Genomic DNA, 22,012 nt, shown 5'->3' with positions numbered 1-22,012 from the left:
CATGAAGAGGGGCTAGAGGATGCGGCACTGGTTTCAATTTCCAATCATTGAGGGAAAGGCTTCCCGGCAGGCACACTGTGATTTACCCGACGGAACCTACGAGCGGGAATGCGGTAAAGAGGGCTTCTTCGGCCCTGCCAGCCACATGTACCATACACATCCGCCAACAGGCTGGATAAACTGGGAGGGGCCCTTACATCCCCGGGCTATTGATACCACTCGGCTGGAACAACCGGGCGTCACACCGTGGGATGCCTCGTTGCTGCTGTATAACGACAACCTGAAACTGCGAGTATGGAATAGCCGGCAGAATATGAACCACCTGGTTCGCAACGGTGACGGCGATGAGGTTTTATTCGTCCACCAGGGTAGCGGCCATCTCTATTGTGATTACGGCCACCTCTCTTTCCGCGATGGCGATTACATTGTGATCCCACGTGCTACCAGTTGGCGAATTGAAGTTGACAAACCCGTCTCGCTGCTGCTCATTGAAGCGACTAACAGCGGCTATCAGATGGCTGAGCGGGGCTTGGTGGGACAGCATGCGATCTTTGATCCGGCGATCCTCGAATACGCCCGCCTAGATGAGTCCTTTCTGGCGCAACAAAACAGCGATCAGCACTGGCTCGTCTTGCTTAAAGCCCGCAATCAAATGAATACCATCACCTACCCGTATAACCCGTTAGATGCCCAGGGCTGGAAAGGCGATCTTACGGTGTTCAAACTGAACTGGCGTGATATTCGCCCGCTGATGAGCCACCGCTATCATTTACCGCCATCAGCACATAGCACCTTTGTGGCTAATGGCTTTGTGATATGTACTTTTGTACCAAGGCCGATTGAAAGTGATCCGAACGCACTCAAAGTGCCGTTCTACCATAACAATGACGACTACGATGAAGTCTTATTCTACCACCGCGGTAACTTCTTCAGCCGCGATAACATCGAAGCCGGCATGATCACCCACCATCCTTGCGGATTCTCGCACGGCCCGCACCCAAAGGCCTTAGCCACCAGCCAGCAACATCCTAAGAAAGAAACCGATGAAGTGGCGGTAATGATCGATGCCCGCTTCCCGCTGGAAATTGCGGATTTGCCGGATGGGGTCGAAAATAAAGATTATGTCTACTCATGGCGACATGAAAAAAGTTAAAAAATTTACAATGTAAATATAAGGAGTCCAACGTGAAATTAGCGTCTCTTAACCATGGTCGTGATGGACAGCTCATTGTTGTTTCGAGAGATTTAACCCGGGCTGTCCATGCCCATAACATTGCCCCTACGTTGCAGTTTGCCCTCGATAACTGGGATCAGGTAGAAACCGATTTACAACATCTGTACCGCAACCTGAATGATGACATCGCCCACGATATCTTCCCGTTCAATCCGAAACTCTGTTCCTCTCCCCTGCCCAGAGCTTACCAATGGGCTGATGGCAGTGCCTATGTCAATCACGTCGAACTGGTACGTAAGGCTCGCGGCGCAGAGATGCCCGATAGTTTCTGGACTGATCCGCTGATCTATCAGGGAATGTCTGACGCTTTTCTTGGCCCGTATCAAGACATTCCAGCCGCCGATGAAAAGTGGGGCATTGATTTCGAGGGGGAAATAGCCATCATCACCGATGATGTTCCGATGGGGGCCCGTACCGAACAGGTTCACGGCCATATCAAACTGCTGATGCTGGTTAATGATGTTTCGCTCCGTAACCTGATCCCCGGCGAGCTGGCAAAAGGGTTTGGTTTCTTCCAGTCAAAACCGGCTTCGGCTTTTTCTCCGGTCGCTGTGACCCCTGATGAGCTGGGGAATAGCTGGCACGACTTTAAAGTACATCATCGGTTAACCATCCACTTCAATAACACGTTATTTGGCCAGCCCCACGCTGGCACCGACATGACATTTAACTTTGCAGAGCTGATCCAGCATGTCGCCAAGACCCGCCGTCTATGCGCCGGAACCATTATTGGGTCAGGTACCGTCTCCAATAAAGATCGTTCCAGCGGCTCTTGCTGTATCGCAGAACGGCGGATGCTCGAAATGATTGATGAGGGTGCCGCGAAAACACCGTTTATGAAATTTGGCGATCAGGTGCGGATCGAGATGCTTGACGACAGCGGTCACTCTATCTTCGGTGCCATCGAGCAAAAAGTCGTGCGTTACACTAATATCTACGATGACGAAGATTTGAACCACCATATGCCCAAGTAGCTGGGTATAAGCCAATGTAAATAGCAGAGAAAGGATCAGAATGAAACTCTATGATTACTCTCGATCTTCAGCGTCATACCGGGTTCGTATTGCATTCAATCTAAAAGGGCTGAGCTACCAGCAATGCCCTGTTTCTCTGTTAGACAGTGAGCAGAAAAGCGCTCGCTATTTGTCGCTTAATCCCAATGGCCTGGTTCCCTGCCTGGATACCGACCAGGGGGTGCTTGGCCAGTCGCTGGCTATCATTGAATACCTCGAAGAGACGTATCCAGAGCATGCACTGCTCCCGGCCGATCCCTGGCTGAGGGCACAATGCCGCTCACTGGCACAACTGATTGCGTGCGATATTCACCCGCTGAATAACCTGCAAGTACTCAACTACCTTAACAGTGAATTCGGAACCAATAAAAACGAAAAGATGGTGTGGTATCACCATTGGTTGGCGCGTGGTTGTCAGGCTTTGGAAACGATAATCGTCAATAACCGAACAAGAGACAATGCCAGTGACCTTTTCTGCTGCGGTGACAGCCCCACTTTGGCCGACATCTGCCTGGTACCGCAGCTTTATAACGCCAACCGATTTGGGTTTGATCTCAGCCCTTATCCGACCCTGGTGCGTATCGATCACCATTGTCAGCAGCTGGATGCCTTTATTCAGGCCCATCCTGACAATCAGAGCTAGCGTTTAAAGAGCTCTCATTTTTATACCAATACAGCATACAAAGGCAGGCGAGCCTATAACGGAGTAAAAAGTGATGGACAAAAATGACAGCCAAACTGCTCGCAACGACCCTGTCGTTCACTTTGATGGCAACGGTGGAAATAATCAGAACCCGGAAATCCCGCAGATGATGTGGTTACCGTCAAGGGAATGCATCCATAGCAGTTTGCTCTATCAGTTCATGGTTCAGCTCAGCGACAAAAAAAACACGCTGTTTCACGACTACAACCAACTTCACCACTGGTCAGTCAACAACAGTGACGCATTCTGGGATCAGGTATGGGATTTTTGTGGCGTCATCGGCGAAAAATGCCAGCCTGTCAGCTTCTGTCCGGAGCAATCCAGCCAACCCGCGAAAGAAACCCAGTGGTTCCCCCATACCTCGCTTAACTTTGCCGAAAACCTGCTAAAAAATTGGAATTACCGCGCGGCAGCTGATGCCCTGATCTTTCATTGCGAAGGCCAGCCTGAACGCCGCCAGCATATTAGCTGGCAGCAGCTATATCGGCAGACCTCGCAGCTGGTTCAGTTCTTATCCGCAAGCGGTGTAACACAAGGCGATGTCGTCGCCGGTTATATCGCCAATCTGCCACAGGCGGTTATTGCTATGTTAGCGACCACGGCATTAGGCGCGGTCTGGACATCGACGTCACCCGACTTTGGCATCGACAGTGTGGCCGAACGCTTCGGACAAACCAAACCCAAAGTCCTGTTTTGTTCTGATGGCTATTTCTATAATGGCAAAGCCCACAGCAGCTTACCCAAGCTGGCTGAGATACTGACCAAACTACCCAGTGTTGAACATCTGGTTGTGATCCCTTATACCCGCACCGATGTCAATCTCGCTGAACTGGCACCATTAAGCACTACCTTAAAAATAAGCCTTGCACAATGGCATGACATTTTAAACAAGTATGAGCCACAATTTATTGAATTTAAGAAGTTTATGTTCAACCACCCGCTCTATATCCTCTACTCGTCAGGTACGACCGGTAAACCGAAATGCATTGTGCACAGCACCGGCGGCACCTTGCTCAACCACTTAAAAGAGCATCAGCTTCACAGCAATGTACAGCCCGGTGATCGTATATTCTACTTCACCACCTGTGGCTGGATGATGTGGAACTGGCTGATCAGCGGATTAGCGTCTGGCGCAACAATCATCTTGTACGACGGCTCTCCCTTCTGCCCCGATGGCAATGTACTGTGGAATATGGCAGAACAAGAAGGCGTGACCCTGTTCGGCACCTCGGCAAAATACCTTGAGGCACTGGAAAAGCAAGGCTATCAACCCATTCAATCCCATACCCTGCCCCAACTAAGAACCCTGTGCTCAACCGGTTCAGTATTAGCACCTGAGCAATTTGATTATGTTTACCGGGCAATAAAAAAAGATCTGCAGCTGGCCTCCATTTCCGGCGGCACTGACATATGCGGCTGTTTTGCGATTGGTAACCCTATCAATCCGGTCTATCGCGGTGAATGTCAGGGACGCGCATTAGCCATGGATGTACAGGTTTTCAATGAACAGGGTGAGCCTGAATTCAATAAACAAGGGGAATTAGTCTGCTGCAACAGTTTCCCGAATCAACCGGTCGGATTCTGGAATGATCCCGACGGCAGCCGCTACCAAAATGCCTACTGGAATACCTTCCCCAACGTCTGGCATCACGGTGATTTTGTCAAACTGACACAATCCGGCGGCATCATTTTCTTCGGCCGTTCCGATGCCGTGTTAAATCCGGGCGGAGTGCGCATCGGCACGGCAGAAATTTACCGGCAGGTTAATCCGTTAGCAGCGATTGTGGACTCCGTCGTTATTGGCCAGCACTGGAAAAACGATGTCCGTGTGGTGCTGTTCGTCCAGCTCGCAGACAACTGCGAACTCAACGACGAACTGAAAAATACCATTCGCGAGCGCATCAGAACCCACTGCTCTCCCCGTCATGTTCCTGACGTGATCCTGGCAGTAAATGATATTCCCCGCACTAAATCAGGAAAACTGGTCGAACTGGCGGTACGCAATATCGTTCATGGTCAACCGGTAAAAAACGTCGGCGCACTGGCCAATCCGCAAGCTTTGGAACAATTTAAAGGGCATAAAGAGCTGGAGTAGCCAATTGCGCACCACTCAAGTCCCCGCCGACAATTCACCCGCTATTTATACTCCCTGAATCGTTTATTTCTACATGGAGGATTTTTTGCAGTAATATGGTGCTAAATCATTCAGCATCTAAGTGGCTCAAATACTCATTATGAAGCGTATACCGACCAATATTATTACCGGCTTTTTGGGTGCCGGAAAAACAACCTCGATTCTTTCATTGCTGGCGCGCAAGCCAGAAAATGAAAAATGGGCCGTCCTCATTAATGAATTCGGCAACGTCGGGGTTGATGGAGCCATTCTGAGCCAGCAGGGTGCCATTGTTAAAGAAGTACCGGGCGGCTGCATGTGCTGTGTGACAGGCTTACCCATGTCGGTCGGTATAAATGCTCTGTTAGCGCAGAAACCCGACCGCCTGCTGCTTGAACCAACCGGGTTAGGCCATCCTAAAGAGGTCATCAATAAGCTAACCTCTGATATCTATCAGAACTATATCGATCTGAAAGCCACTATCACCGTGGTCGACCCGCGCCACTTTGCCGATCTGCAGTACACCAACAATCAGAATTTCCAGGATCAACTGAGCCTGGCCGATGTCGTGGTTGCCAACAAAATCGACGAGTGCGTCGATGACGATATCACCGCATTTGATACCTTTATCGAACAATGCCAGCCTGCCAAAGCCGCGATTGGCAGAGTCGAGCAAGGGCTGTTGGACCTTAACTGGCTCGATATCGAACGTATTGAACGCCAGGCTGCTCACAGCCATGACCATCATCATGCGAGCGATAACGAAGTCGTGCCGCTTCCGGAGATTGAGCTGGCACCGGGCCAAACTTATCTGCGTAAAGAAAATAGTGGCCAGGGCTATCGCAGCTGCGGCTGGTTCTTCGCCGCCGATCAGATATTCAGTTTTTCAGATCTATTTAAACTATTCTCAAATATAAATGCCCAACGTATAAAAGCCGTTGTAAATACCGAGCAAGGCTGTTTTGCCTTTAATGTCGTCAACCGAGTGGTATCTGTCAACGAACTATCTCTGGAAGGATTTGAATCACGCATTGAAGTGATCGACAAAGAACTGCTTCCCTGGGATGAGCTAGAGAGTATTTTGTGCTCGTTGGTTCAAAGCGATACAGCACTTTAATATCACTGAATGCAATCTTGAAAAACACCGAGAACTGCACGCAACACTGATAGTGTAAACATATTATAAATTAGCAAGGAGCAACTATGCTAAACCCTGCTACTGCAAAAGCAGTAATTGATCATGCGCTATTTCATGGCGCAGATTTTGCCGAATTATTTATCGAGCATCACCAATCCAGTTCGGTCGAACTCATTTCCGGCGACGTGGATAAAGTCAATTCCGGGATTGATTTTGGTATTGGTATTCGCCTGTTCTTCGGCCATAAAGTGCTGTACGGCTATACCAACAGTACCGACGAAGAAGAGTTAAAACGCGTCACCAGCCTGCTTGCCGCTAAAGACAAGCGCGATCAAATTGTTGACGGCACCGCGCTGAACCTCAACCGCTACACCAGTAAGCATTCTTGCCGCTATTCGCTTAGCCAGGGTGCGGAACTGGCACAGAAAATTGCCTTTTTGAAAGAAGTCGATCATGCCGCCCGCACTGAACACGAAAAAATCTCGCAGTTTATTGGCCGCCTGCTGCAGCGAGAACAACAGATTGAAATCTTCAACTCTAACGGCCTGCACATCGGCGATACCCGTCACTATACCCGTGTTGCTGCGACGGCAATGGCCCAGAACGGCAGCGAGCAATCTACCGGTTTTGAAGCACCGGGGGCGCTGACGGGATGGGAATTTCATCACACCCTTGATGCGAAACAACTTGGCCAGCAAGTTGCAAAACAAGCCATCGTCAAACTGTTTGCAGAAACCTGCCCATCCGGTGAAATGCCGGTGATCATCGGTAACGGTTTCGGCGGGGTAATTTTCCACGAAGCCTGCGGTCACCTGCTGGAGACCACTTCGGTGGCGAAGAAGGCTTCGGTATTCCACGACAAAATGAACGAAATGATCGCCAACTCTGTGGTGAGTGCGGTCGATGACGGCACCCTGTCCAACCAATGGGGCTCCATCAATATCGATGATGAAGGGATGGAAACCCAGCGTACCCAGCTCATTAAAGACGGCAAGTTGACCAGCTTCATGGTCGATAAACTGGGCGCAATGAAGACCGGTTATGCGCCAACCGGGTCTGGCCGTCGTGAATCCTACAAATACGCGCCAACGTCACGGATGCGCAATACCTTCATTGAAGCCGGCAACAGCTCGCTGGATGAGATGGTGGCTAGTGTTGAACGTGGGATCTACGCGCCGAAAATGGGCGGCGGCTCTGTTCAGCCCGGCACCGGCGAATTTAACTTTGCAGTACAGGAAGCGTATTTAATCGAAGACGGCAAAATCACCAAGCCACTCAAATCTGCGACCCTGATCAGTACCGGTCCTAAAGTACTCAAAGAAATCAGCATGATCGGCAACGACTTCGCACTGGCAGCCGGTATGTGCGGCTCGGTCAGCGGCTCGGTTCCAACGACCGTGGGACAACCGGCATTGAAAGTCGATAATATTCTGGTGGGAGGTGGCAACTAATGGCTGATCAAAACAAACTTCAACACGCGATTGACCACGTATTAGAAAAAGTCAAAGCCTCCGGTGCCGAAGCGGATGTGATTGCCAATTGCAGCAACAACTTTTCGCTCAAGGCTAATGATGGTGAACTGGCGGAATACAAAGTCACGTCAGGTCAGGTGATCGGCATTCGCGTGGTCAAAGACCAGCGTGTTGCCACCAGCTATTCTGAATCATTGGAGCCGGCCAGCCTGGATATCATGCTTGAACGGGCGCTGCAGAACGCGCAGTTCACTCAGCAAGATGCCCATCAGACCATCAGCTGCATTGACAGCAAGATCACCACTGATGTGGCAGAAATCTATCAGCAAGATGATGCAACGGCAGACGACAAAATCGAACTGGCTCTCGCGCTGGAAAACGGTGTGGTGACTAAACCTCACGCGAAAAGCTCGCCATACAATGGATTTGCCGAATCTGACAGCCAGGTCATACTGGCCAATACCCAGGGCACATTATGCCAGCACCAGGAACGCTCGACCTACTGCTATGCATATACCCTGTATGAACAGGATGGTAAGCAATCGATGCACGGCGGCATGTCGTCTGGTCGTCGTTTTGATCAGCTTGATCCTGCTTACTGCATCAATCACGGTTACGATGTTGCTCAGGCACTGCTTGAAGGCGGACCGGTTGCCACCAAAAGCTATCCGGTCATTTTCGATCTCAGCTCACTCAGCAGCCTGTTCAGCGGATTCAGCATGTGCCTGTCTGGTCAGTCAGCCATGAAAGGCATTAACCCGTGGCGCCACTCGCTTCATGAGCAAGTTGCCAGCCCGTTGCTGACCGTGTCTGATAGCGCCTTTGTTGACGGCGGATTTGCCATTAAACACTTCGACAGCGAAGGGTTTGCGGCTCGCGATACCATTTTGATTGGTGAAGGCCAGCTGCAGAGTCTGCTGCACAACAGCCACACTGCCAGCTTCTTTGGCATTGAGAATACCGCGAATGCAGCGCGTTCGGCAAAAGGCGGTTTAGGGGTTGCCCCGCGTCATACGGTCATTGCCGCAGGTACCAGTTCAGCAGCAGAAGTAACTGCCGGTGAATACCTGGAACTGATTGAGCTACAGGGTGTCCACTCCGGTGCCGATGCCGTCAGCGGTGACTTCTCGTTTGGCGCGAGTGGTTTCTTGTGCCGAGATGGCAAACGTGTTCAAGCGGTGCGTGGTATTACCGTTGCAGGCAACTTCTATCAGATGCTGAAAGAGATTGATGCGGTAGGAAATACCCTTGCTCATGATTACGAGCGTGACTTCTACGCGCCTCAGATCCGTTTCAGCCGCCTGAGTATTGCGGGGAAATAGATCAAAGATTCTAGGGGGCGAGTGACTCGATTCTCGCCCCCTAGACACTTGCTCCTATCCTATCGCTTTATCCGGGTCGATTTGAAAGTAAGTGTTCACACTCGAATCCGCCAGTTCTGGCTCCAGAAACTCCCTCACCATATCGATTGATTCAGCTTCCCACATACACTGACACCGGCTGTCGCTTTGGCTGCCTAGGGTAGAGTGTAATCTCATCCCTGCCGGCAAATGGCTTAGTGCACCATTGGCTTTTTGCCAGAATTCTTTAGGATCGGTAATTTCATGCTGAATAGCGATAAACATATAGGCACTCCTCCGCTGTCACATAAAAGTATAGAAGAAGTGCGTAACACCATATGCCTGACGTTAAAATTAAGCGGTTAATTTTTCAATAATAGGACACCGGGCTCCGCCGTCACCCGGACAGTCTTCGGCTAACGCTTTCAATGTCTTTTTCATTTCATGGAGCTCTTTTATTTTTTCTTCGACTTCTTCAATTTTCGCCATAACGCGGGCTTTGACGTCAGCGCTCTTGCGGTGAGGATCGCGGGTAAGCTGCAGCAACGCCTTGATCTCTTCTAAGCTGAAACCGACAATTCTTGAGCGCCGGATCAGGTGCAGTTCAGCCACCTGTTGCGGATTATAGACCCGATACCCGTTTACGCCTCGTTCTGGTAAGGACGCCACCTGCTTTTCTTCATAGAAACGGATATTTTTCGCCGTCAGGCCGGTTTGTTTAGCAACTTCACTGATATTCATATTCAGCTCCAAATAGATCTTGACCTTCCAGTCACTGGAAGGATTAATCTTGATAGTAGACGACTTATCCGAACACTTTTCAAGTTTTATCGTTACCTTACTCAAGAGGTCGAAATTATGTCTACCATTATCCTCCCCTTGCACAATGTGTCTTGCATGGGATGCGCCAAGAAAATCCAGAAGACGCTGGAAACCTTACCCGGTGTTCAGCAAGCCAGCGTTGATACCCAGCAGGCCGAGATCCAGGGCGATGCGGCTGTGAATGAGCTGGTTGAAGCGATACAAGTACTGGGATATGGGGTCGGAAATACATTTTCAATGCCTCTGGCCGGTCTCTCCTGCGGCAAGTGTGTCGCCAAACTAGAACAAGCGCTCAACCGCCGTGATGATGTTTATTCACACCAGATCACTAAAACCTGGCTGAAGGCAAATGGTAGCCTCAGTGATGCAGAGCTGATCGCTGAAATTGAGAGCCTGGGTTACAGCGTGCCGAATGCGCAGCAATACACGTTAGCCTTGGCTGGCCTTTCTTGCGGTAAATGTGTGGCGAAAGTAGAGCAAGCCTTTCGCGAACATGGCGCTATCACCGAATTTTCCGTCACTAAAAACCAGGCCGTTGTGTCAACCACTCTCGAAAAGTCTGAGCTGATCGGTATTATCAATGCCTTAGGCTATGATGTCTTGGATCAAGATCCCCGCCAGGATGAAGCTGATAATGTGGTCTCTGAAACTGACGCTTCGGCTTCTGCACCAGAGCGCAGGATTTCTGAAGCAGAAGCCACTCCTCCCTCAGTTAAAAGCGATGGGGAGTACATTCAACTGCTGCTGAGCGGGATGACCTGTGCCAGCTGCGTGTCTTCAGTTGAAAAGGCCTTAAACAGCGTGGCCGGCGTTGAGCAGGTCAATGTTAACCTGGCAGAAAGAAGCGCCTACATTTTAGGTAATGCCACCCCAGAAGCCCTGATCAGTGCGGTTATCGATGCCGGTTACGGTGCCGAACAGAGCGAAGATGAACAAACCCGTCGCCAACGCCAGCAAGCACAAAATGTAAAAATCTACCGTACACATTTACATAATGCCATTATCGCCCTGGCGATTGGTGTACCTCTGATGGCGTGGGGTGTTTTCGGCGGCAGTATGTCGATCAACTCTACAACCAGCCAGCTTTCCTGGGGAGGGATCGGCGTTATTACCTTTATCTTGCTGATCACCGCAGGACGCCACTTTTTTGTTAATGCGTACAAGGCCTTTACTCACCACCGAGCGAGTATGGATACCCTGGTCGCCTTAGGCACCGGCTCGGCCTGGTTATATTCCATCGCTGTTGTTCTTTTCCCGAGTGTGTTCCCCGAACAGGCGCGGCATGTTTACTTTGAAGCCTCGGCGATGATTCTGGGTTTAATCACCTTGGGCCACGCCCTTGAAGCAAGAGCCCGCAGCCGCACCTCCAAGGCGCTCGAACGCCTGATCGATCTTCAGCCCCAGAAGGCTATCGCAGTCATTGACGGGGTTGAAAAAGAGTTGCCGCTGGAGCATGTTTCTGTCGGCATGATGCTACGCCTTCGCCCCGGGGCCAAAGTACCGGTTGACGGGGTGATAGAACAAGGGGAAAGCTATTTAGACGAGTCAATGCTGACCGGAGAGCCGCTACCGGCGCATAAAAAGACCGGGCATCAATTACATGCCGGTACCATCAACCAGAACGGCAGTCTGCTTTTCCGGGCCGAGCGGATCGGCAGCGATACGATGTTGTCACGCATCATTCAGCTAGTGCGCCGGGCCCAGAGCAGCAAACCCGCATTGGCCCGCCTGGCCGATAAGATTTCAGCCATTTTTGTTCCTGTCGTGATGATCATTGCCACGTTAACGGCCATGGCCTGGTACAACTTCGGCCCACAGCCCACCATGATTTATATGCTGGTTGCTGCCACGACGGTGCTGATCATTGCCTGCCCTTGCGCCCTAGGACTGGCAACCCCGATGTCGGTTACCGTCGGGGTCGGCCGGGCGGCCGAGTTCGGCGTCCTGATCCGTGACGCAGAGGCACTGCAGCTTGCCGCCGATATTGATACCGTAGTGCTGGATAAAACCGGCACTCTGACCGAAGGCAAGCCGCAGGTTACTTCCCTGTTTACTTACCACGATACTGACAAAACCGGTTTATTGAGCCTGACCGCCAGCCTTGAGCAAGGCTCAGAACACCCATTGGCACAAGCCATTGTAAAAATGGGACAAAAAGAAGGCGTTATCCTGCATCCGCAGCAGGACTTTCAGGCACTTCCCGGCTTCGGTGTTTCTGGCATCATCGGTGATATCACCGTTCTACTCGGGAACCAGCGCCTGATGCAGCAGAAGGGGGTGGATACCCGTCTTGCTGAGCAAGAGGCCCAGAATATTGCCAAACAAGGTGCAACCCCAATTTATGTTGCAGCCAATCAGCAGCTGATTGGTCTGATTGGCATCAGCGATCCGCTACGGGCTGATTCTGTCGAAGCGGTCAAGCGCCTTCAGGCTATGAAGCTCAATGTCATTATGCTGACAGGTGACACTCAAATTACCGCGGAAGCTATCGCCAAACAAGCCGGGATCACAACCGTTATCGCCGGGGTGTTACCCGACGGCAAAGCGGAGCAGATAGTCACGTTGCAGCAGCAGGGCAACAAGGTCGCAATGGTCGGTGACGGCATCAATGATGCGCCTGCGCTGGCTCAGGCCGAGGTCGGTATCGCCATGGGCAGCGGCAGTGACGTCGCAATAGAAAGTGGTCAGTTTACCCTGATGCGTCACTCGCTTCACGGCGCGGCCGATGCCATCGCCTTGTCAAAGGCCACCCTGCGCAATATGAAGCAGAATTTATTTGGCGCGTTTGTTTATAACTCTCTTGGCATTCCGGTCGCGGCGGGAGTCTTGTTCCCGCTCACTGGCACTCTGCTGAGCCCGGTTGTCGCAGGTGCCGCGATGGCGCTCTCATCAATTACCGTCGTCAGCAATGCGAACCGGTTACGCCTGTTCACCCCACGCAAGACAGAGGAGAAAAAGAATGGTTAATATTATCGGCCTTGCCATTATTGGCCTGATTGTCTGGTGGTTCTGGTTGCATCCTGAATCGAGAAAGTAACTCAATTGCTGCGTCATACACGGTTTAATCATTAAAAGGGTTCTGGTTGGCCAGAACCCATATTCTTTAGCGAGGTCGAATCGCGTGTATGGTCGCCAACTGGCTAAAATCTACAAACATAATTTTTTGATTTATATGCCAATCAAGCTACACCGTAAGAATGCTTTGATAGCCTGCTACTTCAATATCAAAATTCGTTGTACGCCGTAAATGATCCCGCATTCCTTCCAGCGCGTCAGGATCACCATGAATAAGTTTAATCGGCATGTCCTTTCGCAGAGAAGACAGCTTAAGCCATTGCTCAATATCGACAAAATCCCCGTGCCCCGACAGACCATTCATCACTTCGATCCGCGCATGGTTGGGAATCCATTCACCGTGAATTTTAACACTCTCCATGCCTTCCTGCATTTTTGCGCCACGGGTTCCCCCGGCCTGATAGCCGGTAAATAACACCGTTGTCCGATGATCGGGTAACAGCTGTTTAAGGTGGTGGAGGATCCTGCCCCCCGTGACCATACCACTGCCTGCAATAATAATATGAGGGAAAGTCATCTCTGCTATGGCTTTAGAGTCTTCAACACTTCGGGTATAAGTGATTTTCTGCCCCATAGAATGACACTGTGCCGGCGTCAGACGGTGCTCATAAGCATAACGCCGATAAATATCAGAGACGTTTATCGCCATCGGACTATCGAGATAGATGGGCAACTTGGGAATGCGCTTGGCCTCCAGCAACGTGACCAGCATATGCTGCAGCGTTTGCGCACGACCGACGGCAAAACAGGGGATCAATAACACCCCACCCGCTTTTGAGGTTTCGTTTACAACATCGGCTAACTGCTGGAACTGATCCGTTTTATCATGACGGCGATTACCGTAGGTCGATTCGAGTAACAGTAAATCAAGATCTGGTAAGGGGTTAGGGGGTCTCATAAGCACATCGTCAGGCCGACCGACATCGCCGGAAAATCCGATTTTTTTGCCTTCCGCTTCGATAATAATACTTGCCGCTCCCAGGATATGACCGACATTTTGCAAATAAACCTTGATATCACCTACCGTAAAACGCTCTTCATATTCCACAGTTTCAAACAACGTCATGGATTTATCAGCCGTAGCACGATCATACAGAGGTTCGGGTTCTTCATGCTTACTCAGTTTATATTTACGATAAAACCGGGCATCTTCTTCCTGAATATGACCACTGTCTGCCAGTAAGATCGCGCAAAGCTCTTTAGTGGCACGGTGGGTAATAACCGGCCCACGGTAGCCTTGTTTATATAAAACGGGAATATAGCCGGAATGATCAAGATGAGCATGGGTTAAAAGAATCGCGTCAATTTTATCGACATCAACAGACAGTAAGGGCTGCCAATTACGCCTTCTGAGCCACTTATACCCTTGGTAAAGCCCGCAATCCACCAGCACGCGGGTGGTTTTGGTTTCAACCAGAAACTTAGATCCCGTCACCGTTTCGCAACCACCCAAAAAAATAATTTTCATGAGTTTTCTCTCTATATTGCCAAACCACATCTAAATACAGCGTTCAGCGAGAATTAAGTGCCTTTATTCCAAAATATAACTGAGTCACTGATCAGCCATAATCTTGTTAGTAGAGTACTGTCATGGCTAATTACATATCCTGGAATCGGTTTGCGCTATGTACCATCAGCATTGCCTCATGCTTCTCCAATTCTGCCATTTGAGCCAGCAATTCGCGGCTGGATGTTGACTCTGCCCGGCTTTGCAAATAACGATAGAGTTCAGTGAGCTGTTGGTGCAGAGCGACAATTTCCGTCATAATGTCGGCTGGTTCAAGTGTTGAAAATGCACTTTCACACTGTATATCATGATGGATGGGATTTTTATCAAGGTAATCATAACACCATGTATCTAAGGCACTTTTATCGGCCCCCTTCTCAAACCCCTTCAAGGTCTTCACCAGTCTCTGCTCATGTTCGCCAAGATATTGAAGTAACAGCTTTGCCCGCTCGCTCGCATTTTCGTTGACACCGTGCTGCAAGCACGTTGCCAGATACTGATGAAACTCACGCGTCCAATGCAGGACATCTCTTAAGGTTTCAATTTTCATATTTATCGTCCTCTACACGAAAGAAGATTTAAATAATTCAAGATATTTACATAACAAATGATAGTACGTGTAATACAAGGAAGGGATTCTGAGGTGGCATTATTATTTTTCCATTTCTCGACGTTAACAGGCGCTAATAGGTAAAGTTCCTCGAGAACGGCCAGAATACACTAAGCTCATACATTGGACAAAAACTCAAAAAATCCATACCAAAATTTCGGTAGCGCGATAAGTCGTCTATATTAGTATGGTCTAATTTATATTTACCCTGTCCAATCAGTGCGTTTTAAGGAGCAAAACCATGAAATACAATCGAATGTTATTCATTGCTGTAACGGCAGCCATCGGACTGACAACGACCTTGGCTTATGCCGCGCAAGATTGGCAAAGAGGCATGACGGGCATGATGGGAGGCCCTGGAATGATGGCCGGAGGCTGCATGATGGGGGGCGGTCCGGGCATGATGGCAAAAAATCACAGCATGATGCAAGGACGCGGGACGATGGCCGGTAGTATGGGCATTGCAACGATGCAGGAACAGTTCAACGAACTGGAAAGCCAACTCAAACTGAATGAGGAACAGCAAGTTAAGTGGAATGAGTTCGAGAAAGTTGTCGAACAACAGGCAAACTCTATGCTCGAACACCACCAGAAGATGCTAGATTACTTCCAGAGCGGTCAATCACTAACGCTTCCGGAACGTATTGACCGTCACACCCAAATGATGAGCGAGCGATTCACCAGTATGACCGCCTATTCGGCCGCACTGGCTAACGTCTATCAGAGCCTGGAGCCTCAGCAACAGAAGATTTTAGATCAAAATACCTTTATGGGGTGTTTTTGATAAACGAATGAGCACCCCACCTCTTGAGGTGCTCGCTTCGATTATTGGTTACGTAACATATAATCCATGGTCATGCCGGCTTCTGCATGGCCCGGAGCGTTACAGGCAAACTCAACATGGGATTTCCCCATAAAATGCCAGGTCAGCTCACCCTGTTTTCCCGCCCCCAAACTCAATACGCTGCCGTCATTGTGTTCCATGTTGGGCATGCTGCGCATCATTTCACGATGCTTTAACTGCTCTTGTTTACTGCCAATCGCAAATTCATGTGGCAATGCGCCTTTGTTGGTTACAATAAAGCGAACGGTATCCCCTTGCTTAATTTTCAACGGTTGATCAAACCTTAACTTCATGTCGTCCGTTAATGTCACGTTAACCGTCTGAATGGATTGAGCTGCTTTAGCCGGCATGCCGACTTCCGACATGACATGTCCCATTTGACCATGATCCATACCTTCATGGCTCATCTTTTCATGACCCATATTTTCATGACCCATGTTTTTATTATCATGGCCATTGCTGTCTGCCAATGCGGGTACTGATGACAGCGCTATTGCTAATCCAAGGGTGCTCAGTAGTTTCATGTATACTTCCTCTTGTAACAGGGGAGCTAATTCGTCAGCTCGATATTAATTTATGCTTTTTCCAGCTTCATTGTCGTAATACAAGTACGACTGCGATTGCTGGTGGTTAAACGCTCTGTTGACATCAGTCCCTGATAAGAGAAAGACACATCAAATGCTTTATTGCGGGGTAGCCAAAGATCAATAAAGCCGTCATTTTGGGTGCGAACCATACCATTTGATACCGTCTCACCGGTCTCAACATCTTTGACCGTCATCATCATTGCGACGTTCTTCAGCTCTCCGGTACAGCCCGTCGGCACATGGTTAGTGCATGGGTGAGTAAATGTCATCCAAGGGGCGATAGAGAGAAAAAACTCGTCACCCAATGGCACCTCGGCAGCAGGTTGATTGGCAAACTTAGCCATGATTGTCGTCGGCGTAATGATGACTTTGGTCTCTTTGCCTTCACTTCGCCATGCCTGACTCTGTTTAACGGCTTCTTGCGGGGTTAAGGAAGTAAAGTATTCCGATTCCGTCTGGGAATACACCAGTGATGAAGCCAGCAATGCACTTATCGCCAGTCCTGTTTTTAGCATACTTTTTTTCATAACTTACTCCTTATTTCAGCCTTGTCGCCTTATCACTCCAACATGACGACAGGCTGTTTTTTATTGAAAATCAATTGGTAAATATTAGTTAGTTCAATTTATGACTGGTTTCTTTCCACAGCTTGAAGACCGCAGGCAAAACAACCAGAGTCAATAAAAGGGCAGAGACCATGCCACCGATCATCGGGGCCGCAATACGTTGCATCACTTCCGAGCCGGTACCTGAGCCATACATGATAGGAACAAGGCCGACAATGACGGTAATTACTGTCATCAGCACAGGTCGCACACGCAGGCCGGCTCCTTCTTTAATCGCCTCAGTCAAATCATTGGCCGTGACTTGCTGATCTTTTTCTTTTAGATCCAGCAACTTGTAATTCCAGGCCTGATTGAGATAAACCAACATGATGACGCCAATCTCCACCGCTACACCGGAAAGGGCAATAAAGCCGACACCGACCGCTATCGAGAAGTTAAAACCAAGTACATGCATCAACCAGAGTCCGCCCACCAATGCGAGTGGTAAGGTTGCCATAATAATCAGCACTTCACCGACACGACGGAAGCTGAGATAGAGCAGCATCATGATGATAGCAAGGGTTGCCGGCGTTACCACACGGAGACGCTCTTTCGCCCGTTCCATATATTCATACTGACCGGACCAGACCAGCGAGTAGCCGGCAGGCATGTCTAATTGCTCTGCCACGACCTGCTGGGCATCTTGCACATAGGAGCCAAGATCACGGCCATCAATGTCGACAAATACCCAGCCGTTCGGGCGCGCGTTTTCGGTCTTGATCATTGGCGGACCGTCTTCAAAGCGGATATCCGCCACATCGGCCAGCGCAATACGGGCACCATTCGGCGTCACCAACGGCAGATTATTCAACTTGTCCAGCGAGTCACGGTAAGCTTGCGGGTAGCGTACATTGATTGGGTAACGCTCAAGCCCTTCAATTGTTTCCCCCACATTCATGCCACCGATAGCAGTGCTGATCACTTGCTGAATATCTTTGATATTCAATCCGTAACGCGCCGCTTGCCGGCGCTTAATATCAATGGTGACATAACGCCCGCCGGCAACCCGTTCAGCATAGACGGAAGCCGTCCCTTCAATGCCGTTTAGGATCGGTTCCAGCCGCGCACCAATAGCTTCAATTTGTTTAAGATCAGGACCGGCAATCTTGACCCCTATCGGTGTTTTGATCCCTGTCGCCAACATGTCAATCCGGGTTTTAATCGGCATTACCCACGCATTGGTGATACCGGGGAACTGAATTAAGCTGTCGAGCTCTTGGCGCAAACCTTCCGACGTCATTCCTTCACGCCATTCACTCTTCGGCTTTAACTGGATAAAGGTTTCAATCATGGTAAGCGGCGCCGGATCGGTCGCGGTTTCAGCGCGGCCAATTTTGCCCCAGGCGGTTTCCACTTCCGGTACGGTTTTGATCAGTTTGTTGGTTTGCTGAAGCAGCTCACGCGCCTTACCAATCGAAATACCCGGGAATGTCGTTGGCATGTACATTAAATCGCCTTCATCCAGAGGCGGAATAAATTCACTTCCCATTTTTTGCACCGGATAATAGGCAGAGCCCAGCAATACCGCAGCCAATAGCAACACGGTTTTGGGGTAACGCATGCTTGTATTGAGCAAGGGACGGTACAAGGCAACCAGGCTGCGATTTATCGGGTTTTTATGCTCCGGCAGGATCTTCCCGCGAATAAAGTACCCCATCAACACGGGTACCAGGGTAATAGAAAGACCCGCCGATGCTGCCATGGCAAAAGTTTTAGTGAAGGCCAGCGGTGAGAACATCTTGCCTTCCTGTCCCTCCAGGGCAAACACGGGCACAAAGCTCAATGTAATGATCATCAGCGAGAAGAACAGCGGTGCCCCGACTTCTTCAGTCGCTTTTGCTATCACTTGCCAGCGGTTTTTGTCGGTCAGCGGAGTACGTTCAATATGCTTGTGAACATTTTCAATCATCACGATGGCACCATCCACCATGGCCCCGATAGCGATAGCAATCCCGCCCAGAGACATGATATTGGCATTAATACCTTGCGAGTGCATCACGATGAATGCGACTAAAATACCGACAGGAAGACTGAGTACCACCACCAGTGACGAACGGAAGTGGAACAAGAACAAGGCACACACGATGACGACTACAATGAACTCTTCCAGCAGTTTTTCATACAGGTTTTCCACGGCATGATCAATCAAGCCAGAACGATCATAGGTTGGGACAATTTCCACCCCTTCAGGCAGACTTCGCTGCAGCTCTTCCAGTTTGGATTTTACGTTCTGGATGACATCCCGCGCATTTTCCCCAAAGCGCATCACCACGACCGCACCGACAGCTTCGCCCTCGCCATTGAGCTCAGAGATCCCGCGACGCATCTGAGGCCCTAAGTTAATATCGGCAATATCCCCCAAGAGTAACGGTGTGCCTCTTTCCGTCACTTTTAACGGTATAGATTGTAAGTCTTCAATGTTTGAAAGGTAGCCGGTCGCCCGGACCATATGTTCGGCTTCAGCCACTTCAATAACCGATGCGCCGGCTTCCTGGTTGCCATTTTGGATGGCACTATTGACTTGCTGCAATGTAAGATCGTAAGCGCGTAGTTTGGCCGGATCAATTTGCACCTGATACTGCTTCACCATTCCGCCGACGGTGGCAATTTCAGAGACGCCCTCAACCGTTTGCAGCTCATATTTCAAGAACCAGTCTTGCAGGCTGCGCAGCTCACTGAGATCGTGCTGGCCGGTTTTATCCTGCAGCACATAGCTATATATCCAGCCCACCCCCGTCGCATCCGGCCCTAACGTCGGCTTGGCATTGGCCGGAAGGTTAGGTGCGACCTGACTGAGGTACTCCAGTACCCGTGAACGCGCCCAATACATATCGGTATCATCATTAAAAATGATGTACACGTATGAATCGCCGAAGAAAGAGTAACCGCGCACGGTTTCAGCACCCGGTACTGCGAGCATTGCCGTCGTCAACGGATAGGTCACCTGATCCTCGACCACTTGCGGCGCTTGGCCCGGATAGCTGGTTTTAATGATCACCTGCACATCAGAAAGATCCGGCAAGGCATCAATCGGGGTCTGACGAACACTGTACAATCCAGCCACCACCAGGAAAAGCGTGGCGACAAGCACCAGGAACCGGTTCCCGATCGACCAGCGAATAATGGCACCTATCATTTGTTATCCTCCGCTGAAGGCATATCCATTACGCCGTGGTTCATCTGACTGTGATCCATCTCGCCCTCAGGCCGAATCTCAGAAATGACATAGTCGCCAGCTTCCGTCTTCTCGATCAGAAATCGGATAGACTCCCCCCCAATCAATTGCGATAAGTCATCCCCCTCTTTGACCGTAAAGTTCATCTGCATTGCCGGCCAGTCCCACTCAGGGATCGGTGAGTGTTGAATGGTTAACATTCTGTGGTCTGCCATCACATCGGTGATCGTTCCCTTCGCCCAGGCCGTGTTGGCAACAGCGGTTTCGTGCTGTCCGACCGGACTCATCTGGTTGGCAGTCCCGTCTTGTTCCATGCTGATTTGATCAATCAGGTATTGGCCGTCTTCTGTTTTCTCAATTAAAAATCGAATTGACTGCCCCTCCGCAAGCTGGGATAACTCGCTTCCCTCTTTGACGGTAAAATTCATCTGCATCGCCGGCCAATCCCATTCAGCGACTGGAGCATGTTGAATGGTTAACATTCTGTGACCTGCCATCACATCGGTGATCGTTCCTGTTGCCCAGGCTGAACTGGCAGCAGCGGTTTCCAGCCCTTCCATACGGCTGAAATCGGCACTCTGACTGGACTCTGAATCAAGCAGGAAGTGCGCTGAGGTGACCACTTTATCGTTCTCACTCAGTCCCTCAAGAACTTCAATCTGTCCTGCCGCTTCACGCCCGGTGACAATACGGGTTGAGCGGAACTTGCCTTCACCTAACGCCAATACCACGCGGGTCATGTTGCCTGAGCGGATCACAGCTTGTTGCGGAATAACCCGTGACAGTTCGTCACTTTTCGGTATCAGGGTGATGTTGGCGAACATGTTTGGCTTAAGATCACCGCTTTGATTGTCAAACTTCAACCGCACGCGCAAAGTGCGGGTTTTGGCATCCAATACCGGGTACACATAATCAACATTTCCTTGCAAAACCTTGCCGGGCAACGCATCAAGCGTCATCTCTGCTGCTGCGCCCTGTTTTACCCAGTGCGATTGTCTTTCAAAAACTTCGGCATCCACCCAGACTTCACTGAGCGATCCGCCGCTGATCACCGTCTGAGCCGGTGATAAATACGCGCCATCTCGCACATTCAAGGTTGCAATCACCCCATCAGAAGGGGCTTTAACGGCAATATTGCGCTTTGCTTTGCCACTGCGGAGGATCTGGTTAATCTGTGCTGAATCCACCCCGAGTGAAATCAGGCGTTCTTTGGCCCCTTTGACCAGTACGGCTTTGCCCATGCGCTTAGCATTCAGCAGCTCTTCCTGGGCACGCACCAGATCCGGCGAATAAAGTTCGAAAAGTACCTCGCCTTTCTTCACCTTCTCACCGATAGCATCAATATTTAACTTTTGGATCCAGCCGCTTACCCGGCTGTTGATTTGCCATAAACGGCTTTCATCAAAGGCGACATAACCGACCGTCTCAATTTGCGGCGATAACATTTGCTGTCGTACCGGGGCAACTTTCACGCCTAAATTATTTTCGACCGCAGGGTTGATAGTGACAGTACCTGCTGGATCTTTTTCCCCGCCCGCCGATTCTTCTTCATAAACAGGAATTAAATCCATTCCCATTGGTGATTTTCCGGGTTTGTCACGCTTATAATTCGGGTCCATCGGCGCGACCCAGTACAGCGGATCATTGGAAGATGACGTACTCTGCCCCTCAGTATGTAAAGCCTCATTAATAGGTTGATACGCGAAGTACCCCAGAGCGCCACCGATTGCCAGGGCCAATACAGCCACAGAAAGTGATTTCATTATTATATTCC

Annotated in this window: 17 protein-coding genes; 9 read left to right on the top strand and 8 right to left on the bottom strand. The window is 50.1% G+C overall.

Features of this window, described 5'->3' with window-relative positions; all coding sequences use genetic code 11:
- Positions 1-19 precede the first annotated feature (19 nt).
- The 7 genes from R3289_RS04120 (at position 20) to R3289_RS04090 (ending at position 8,995) form a co-directional block, all read left to right on the top strand.
- Positions 20-1,153, top strand: a complete 1,134-nt coding sequence (locus tag R3289_RS04120; protein WP_318924219.1) for a homogentisate 1,2-dioxygenase — start codon at positions 20-22, stop codon at positions 1,151-1,153.
- 32 nt (positions 1,154-1,185) lie between these two features.
- Positions 1,186-2,208, top strand: coding sequence for a fumarylacetoacetate hydrolase family protein (locus R3289_RS04115; RefSeq protein WP_318924218.1), 1,023 nt, complete (start codon positions 1,186-1,188; stop codon positions 2,206-2,208).
- Positions 2,209-2,248: 40 nt separating this feature from the next.
- Positions 2,249-2,890, top strand: coding sequence for a maleylacetoacetate isomerase (gene maiA, locus R3289_RS04110; protein ID WP_318924217.1), 642 nt, complete (start codon positions 2,249-2,251; stop codon positions 2,888-2,890).
- A 166-nt stretch (positions 2,891-3,056) separates the two neighbouring features.
- Entirely contained in the window at positions 3,057-5,045 is a 1,989-nt protein-coding gene (locus tag R3289_RS04105) for an acetoacetate--CoA ligase (RefSeq protein WP_318924291.1), read from the top strand.
- 139 nt (positions 5,046-5,184) lie between these two features.
- Positions 5,185-6,180, top strand: coding sequence for a GTP-binding protein (locus R3289_RS04100; RefSeq protein WP_318924290.1), 996 nt, complete (start codon positions 5,185-5,187; stop codon positions 6,178-6,180).
- Positions 6,181-6,266: 86 nt separating this feature from the next.
- A complete protein-coding gene (locus tag R3289_RS04095) occupies positions 6,267-7,652 on the top strand; it encodes a TldD/PmbA family protein (protein WP_318924216.1) in 1,386 nt (461 codons plus the stop codon).
- Positions 7,652-8,995 (top strand): TldD/PmbA family protein, encoded by a 1,344-nt coding sequence (locus tag R3289_RS04090; protein WP_318924215.1) that lies wholly within the window; start codon positions 7,652-7,654, stop codon positions 8,993-8,995. The genes R3289_RS04095 and R3289_RS04090 overlap by 1 nt, the downstream gene beginning before the upstream one ends.
- 54 nt (positions 8,996-9,049) lie before the next feature.
- On the opposite strand, the gene R3289_RS04085 is transcribed toward R3289_RS04090, so the two are convergent.
- Both R3289_RS04085 and cueR read right to left on the bottom strand, forming a co-directional pair.
- The gene (locus R3289_RS04085; protein ID WP_318924214.1) at positions 9,050-9,298 is read right to left on the bottom strand and encodes a hypothetical protein; all 249 of its coding nucleotides are present in this window, start codon (positions 9,296-9,298) and stop codon (positions 9,050-9,052) included.
- A 69-nt stretch (positions 9,299-9,367) separates the two neighbouring features.
- A complete protein-coding gene (gene cueR / locus R3289_RS04080) occupies positions 9,368-9,754 on the bottom strand; it encodes a Cu(I)-responsive transcriptional regulator (RefSeq protein WP_318924213.1) in 387 nt (128 codons plus the stop codon).
- Positions 9,755-9,871: 117 nt separating this feature from the next.
- Between cueR and R3289_RS04075 the strand changes: the two genes are divergently transcribed.
- On the top strand, positions 9,872-12,802 hold the full coding sequence (locus R3289_RS04075; RefSeq protein WP_318924212.1) for a heavy metal translocating P-type ATPase: 2,931 nt from the start codon (positions 9,872-9,874) through the stop codon (positions 12,800-12,802).
- Positions 12,803-13,019: 217 nt separating this feature from the next.
- Here R3289_RS04075 and R3289_RS04070 read toward each other — a convergent pair whose 3' ends face one another.
- Positions 13,020-14,378, bottom strand: a complete 1,359-nt coding sequence (locus R3289_RS04070) for an MBL fold metallo-hydrolase (RefSeq protein WP_318924211.1) — start codon at positions 14,376-14,378, stop codon at positions 13,020-13,022.
- A gap of 130 nt (positions 14,379-14,508) precedes the next feature.
- Complete coding sequence (locus R3289_RS04065) at positions 14,509-14,967, bottom strand: ATPase (protein ID WP_318924210.1); 459 nt, start codon at positions 14,965-14,967, stop codon at positions 14,509-14,511.
- A gap of 301 nt (positions 14,968-15,268) precedes the next feature.
- On the opposite strand from R3289_RS04065, the gene R3289_RS04060 reads away from it, so the two are divergent.
- Positions 15,269-15,811, top strand: a complete 543-nt coding sequence (locus R3289_RS04060) for a Spy/CpxP family protein refolding chaperone (RefSeq protein ID WP_318924209.1) — start codon at positions 15,269-15,271, stop codon at positions 15,809-15,811.
- Between the two features lie 41 nt (positions 15,812-15,852).
- On the opposite strand, the gene R3289_RS04055 is transcribed toward R3289_RS04060, so the two are convergent.
- The 4 genes from R3289_RS04055 to R3289_RS04040 all read right to left on the bottom strand — a co-directional run bounded on the left by R3289_RS04055 (position 15,853) and on the right by R3289_RS04040 (position 22,001).
- Positions 15,853-16,395, bottom strand: coding sequence for a copper-binding protein (locus tag R3289_RS04055; RefSeq protein ID WP_318924208.1), 543 nt, complete (start codon positions 16,393-16,395; stop codon positions 15,853-15,855).
- A gap of 50 nt (positions 16,396-16,445) precedes the next feature.
- On the bottom strand, positions 16,446-16,985 hold the full coding sequence (locus R3289_RS04050; protein ID WP_318924207.1) for a CueP family metal-binding protein: 540 nt from the start codon (positions 16,983-16,985) through the stop codon (positions 16,446-16,448).
- An 88-nt stretch (positions 16,986-17,073) separates the two neighbouring features.
- Positions 17,074-20,199 carry an efflux RND transporter permease subunit gene (locus R3289_RS04045; protein WP_318924206.1) on the bottom strand — a complete coding sequence of 1,042 codons (3,126 nt, stop codon included), beginning with the start codon at positions 20,197-20,199 and terminating at the stop codon, positions 17,074-17,076.
- Positions 20,196-22,001 (bottom strand): efflux RND transporter periplasmic adaptor subunit, encoded by a 1,806-nt coding sequence (locus R3289_RS04040; RefSeq protein WP_318924205.1) that lies wholly within the window; start codon positions 21,999-22,001, stop codon positions 20,196-20,198. The genes R3289_RS04045 and R3289_RS04040 overlap by 4 nt, the downstream gene beginning before the upstream one ends.
- Positions 22,002-22,012 lie beyond the last annotated feature (11 nt).

It is taken from the genome of Photobacterium sp. (assembly GCF_033720175.1).
In the GTDB taxonomy this organism is placed as follows: domain Bacteria; phylum Pseudomonadota; class Gammaproteobacteria; order Enterobacterales; family Vibrionaceae; genus Photobacterium.
Note: the sequence above shows the minus strand (reverse complement) of the source record. Positions and strands in the feature narration are given on the sequence as shown.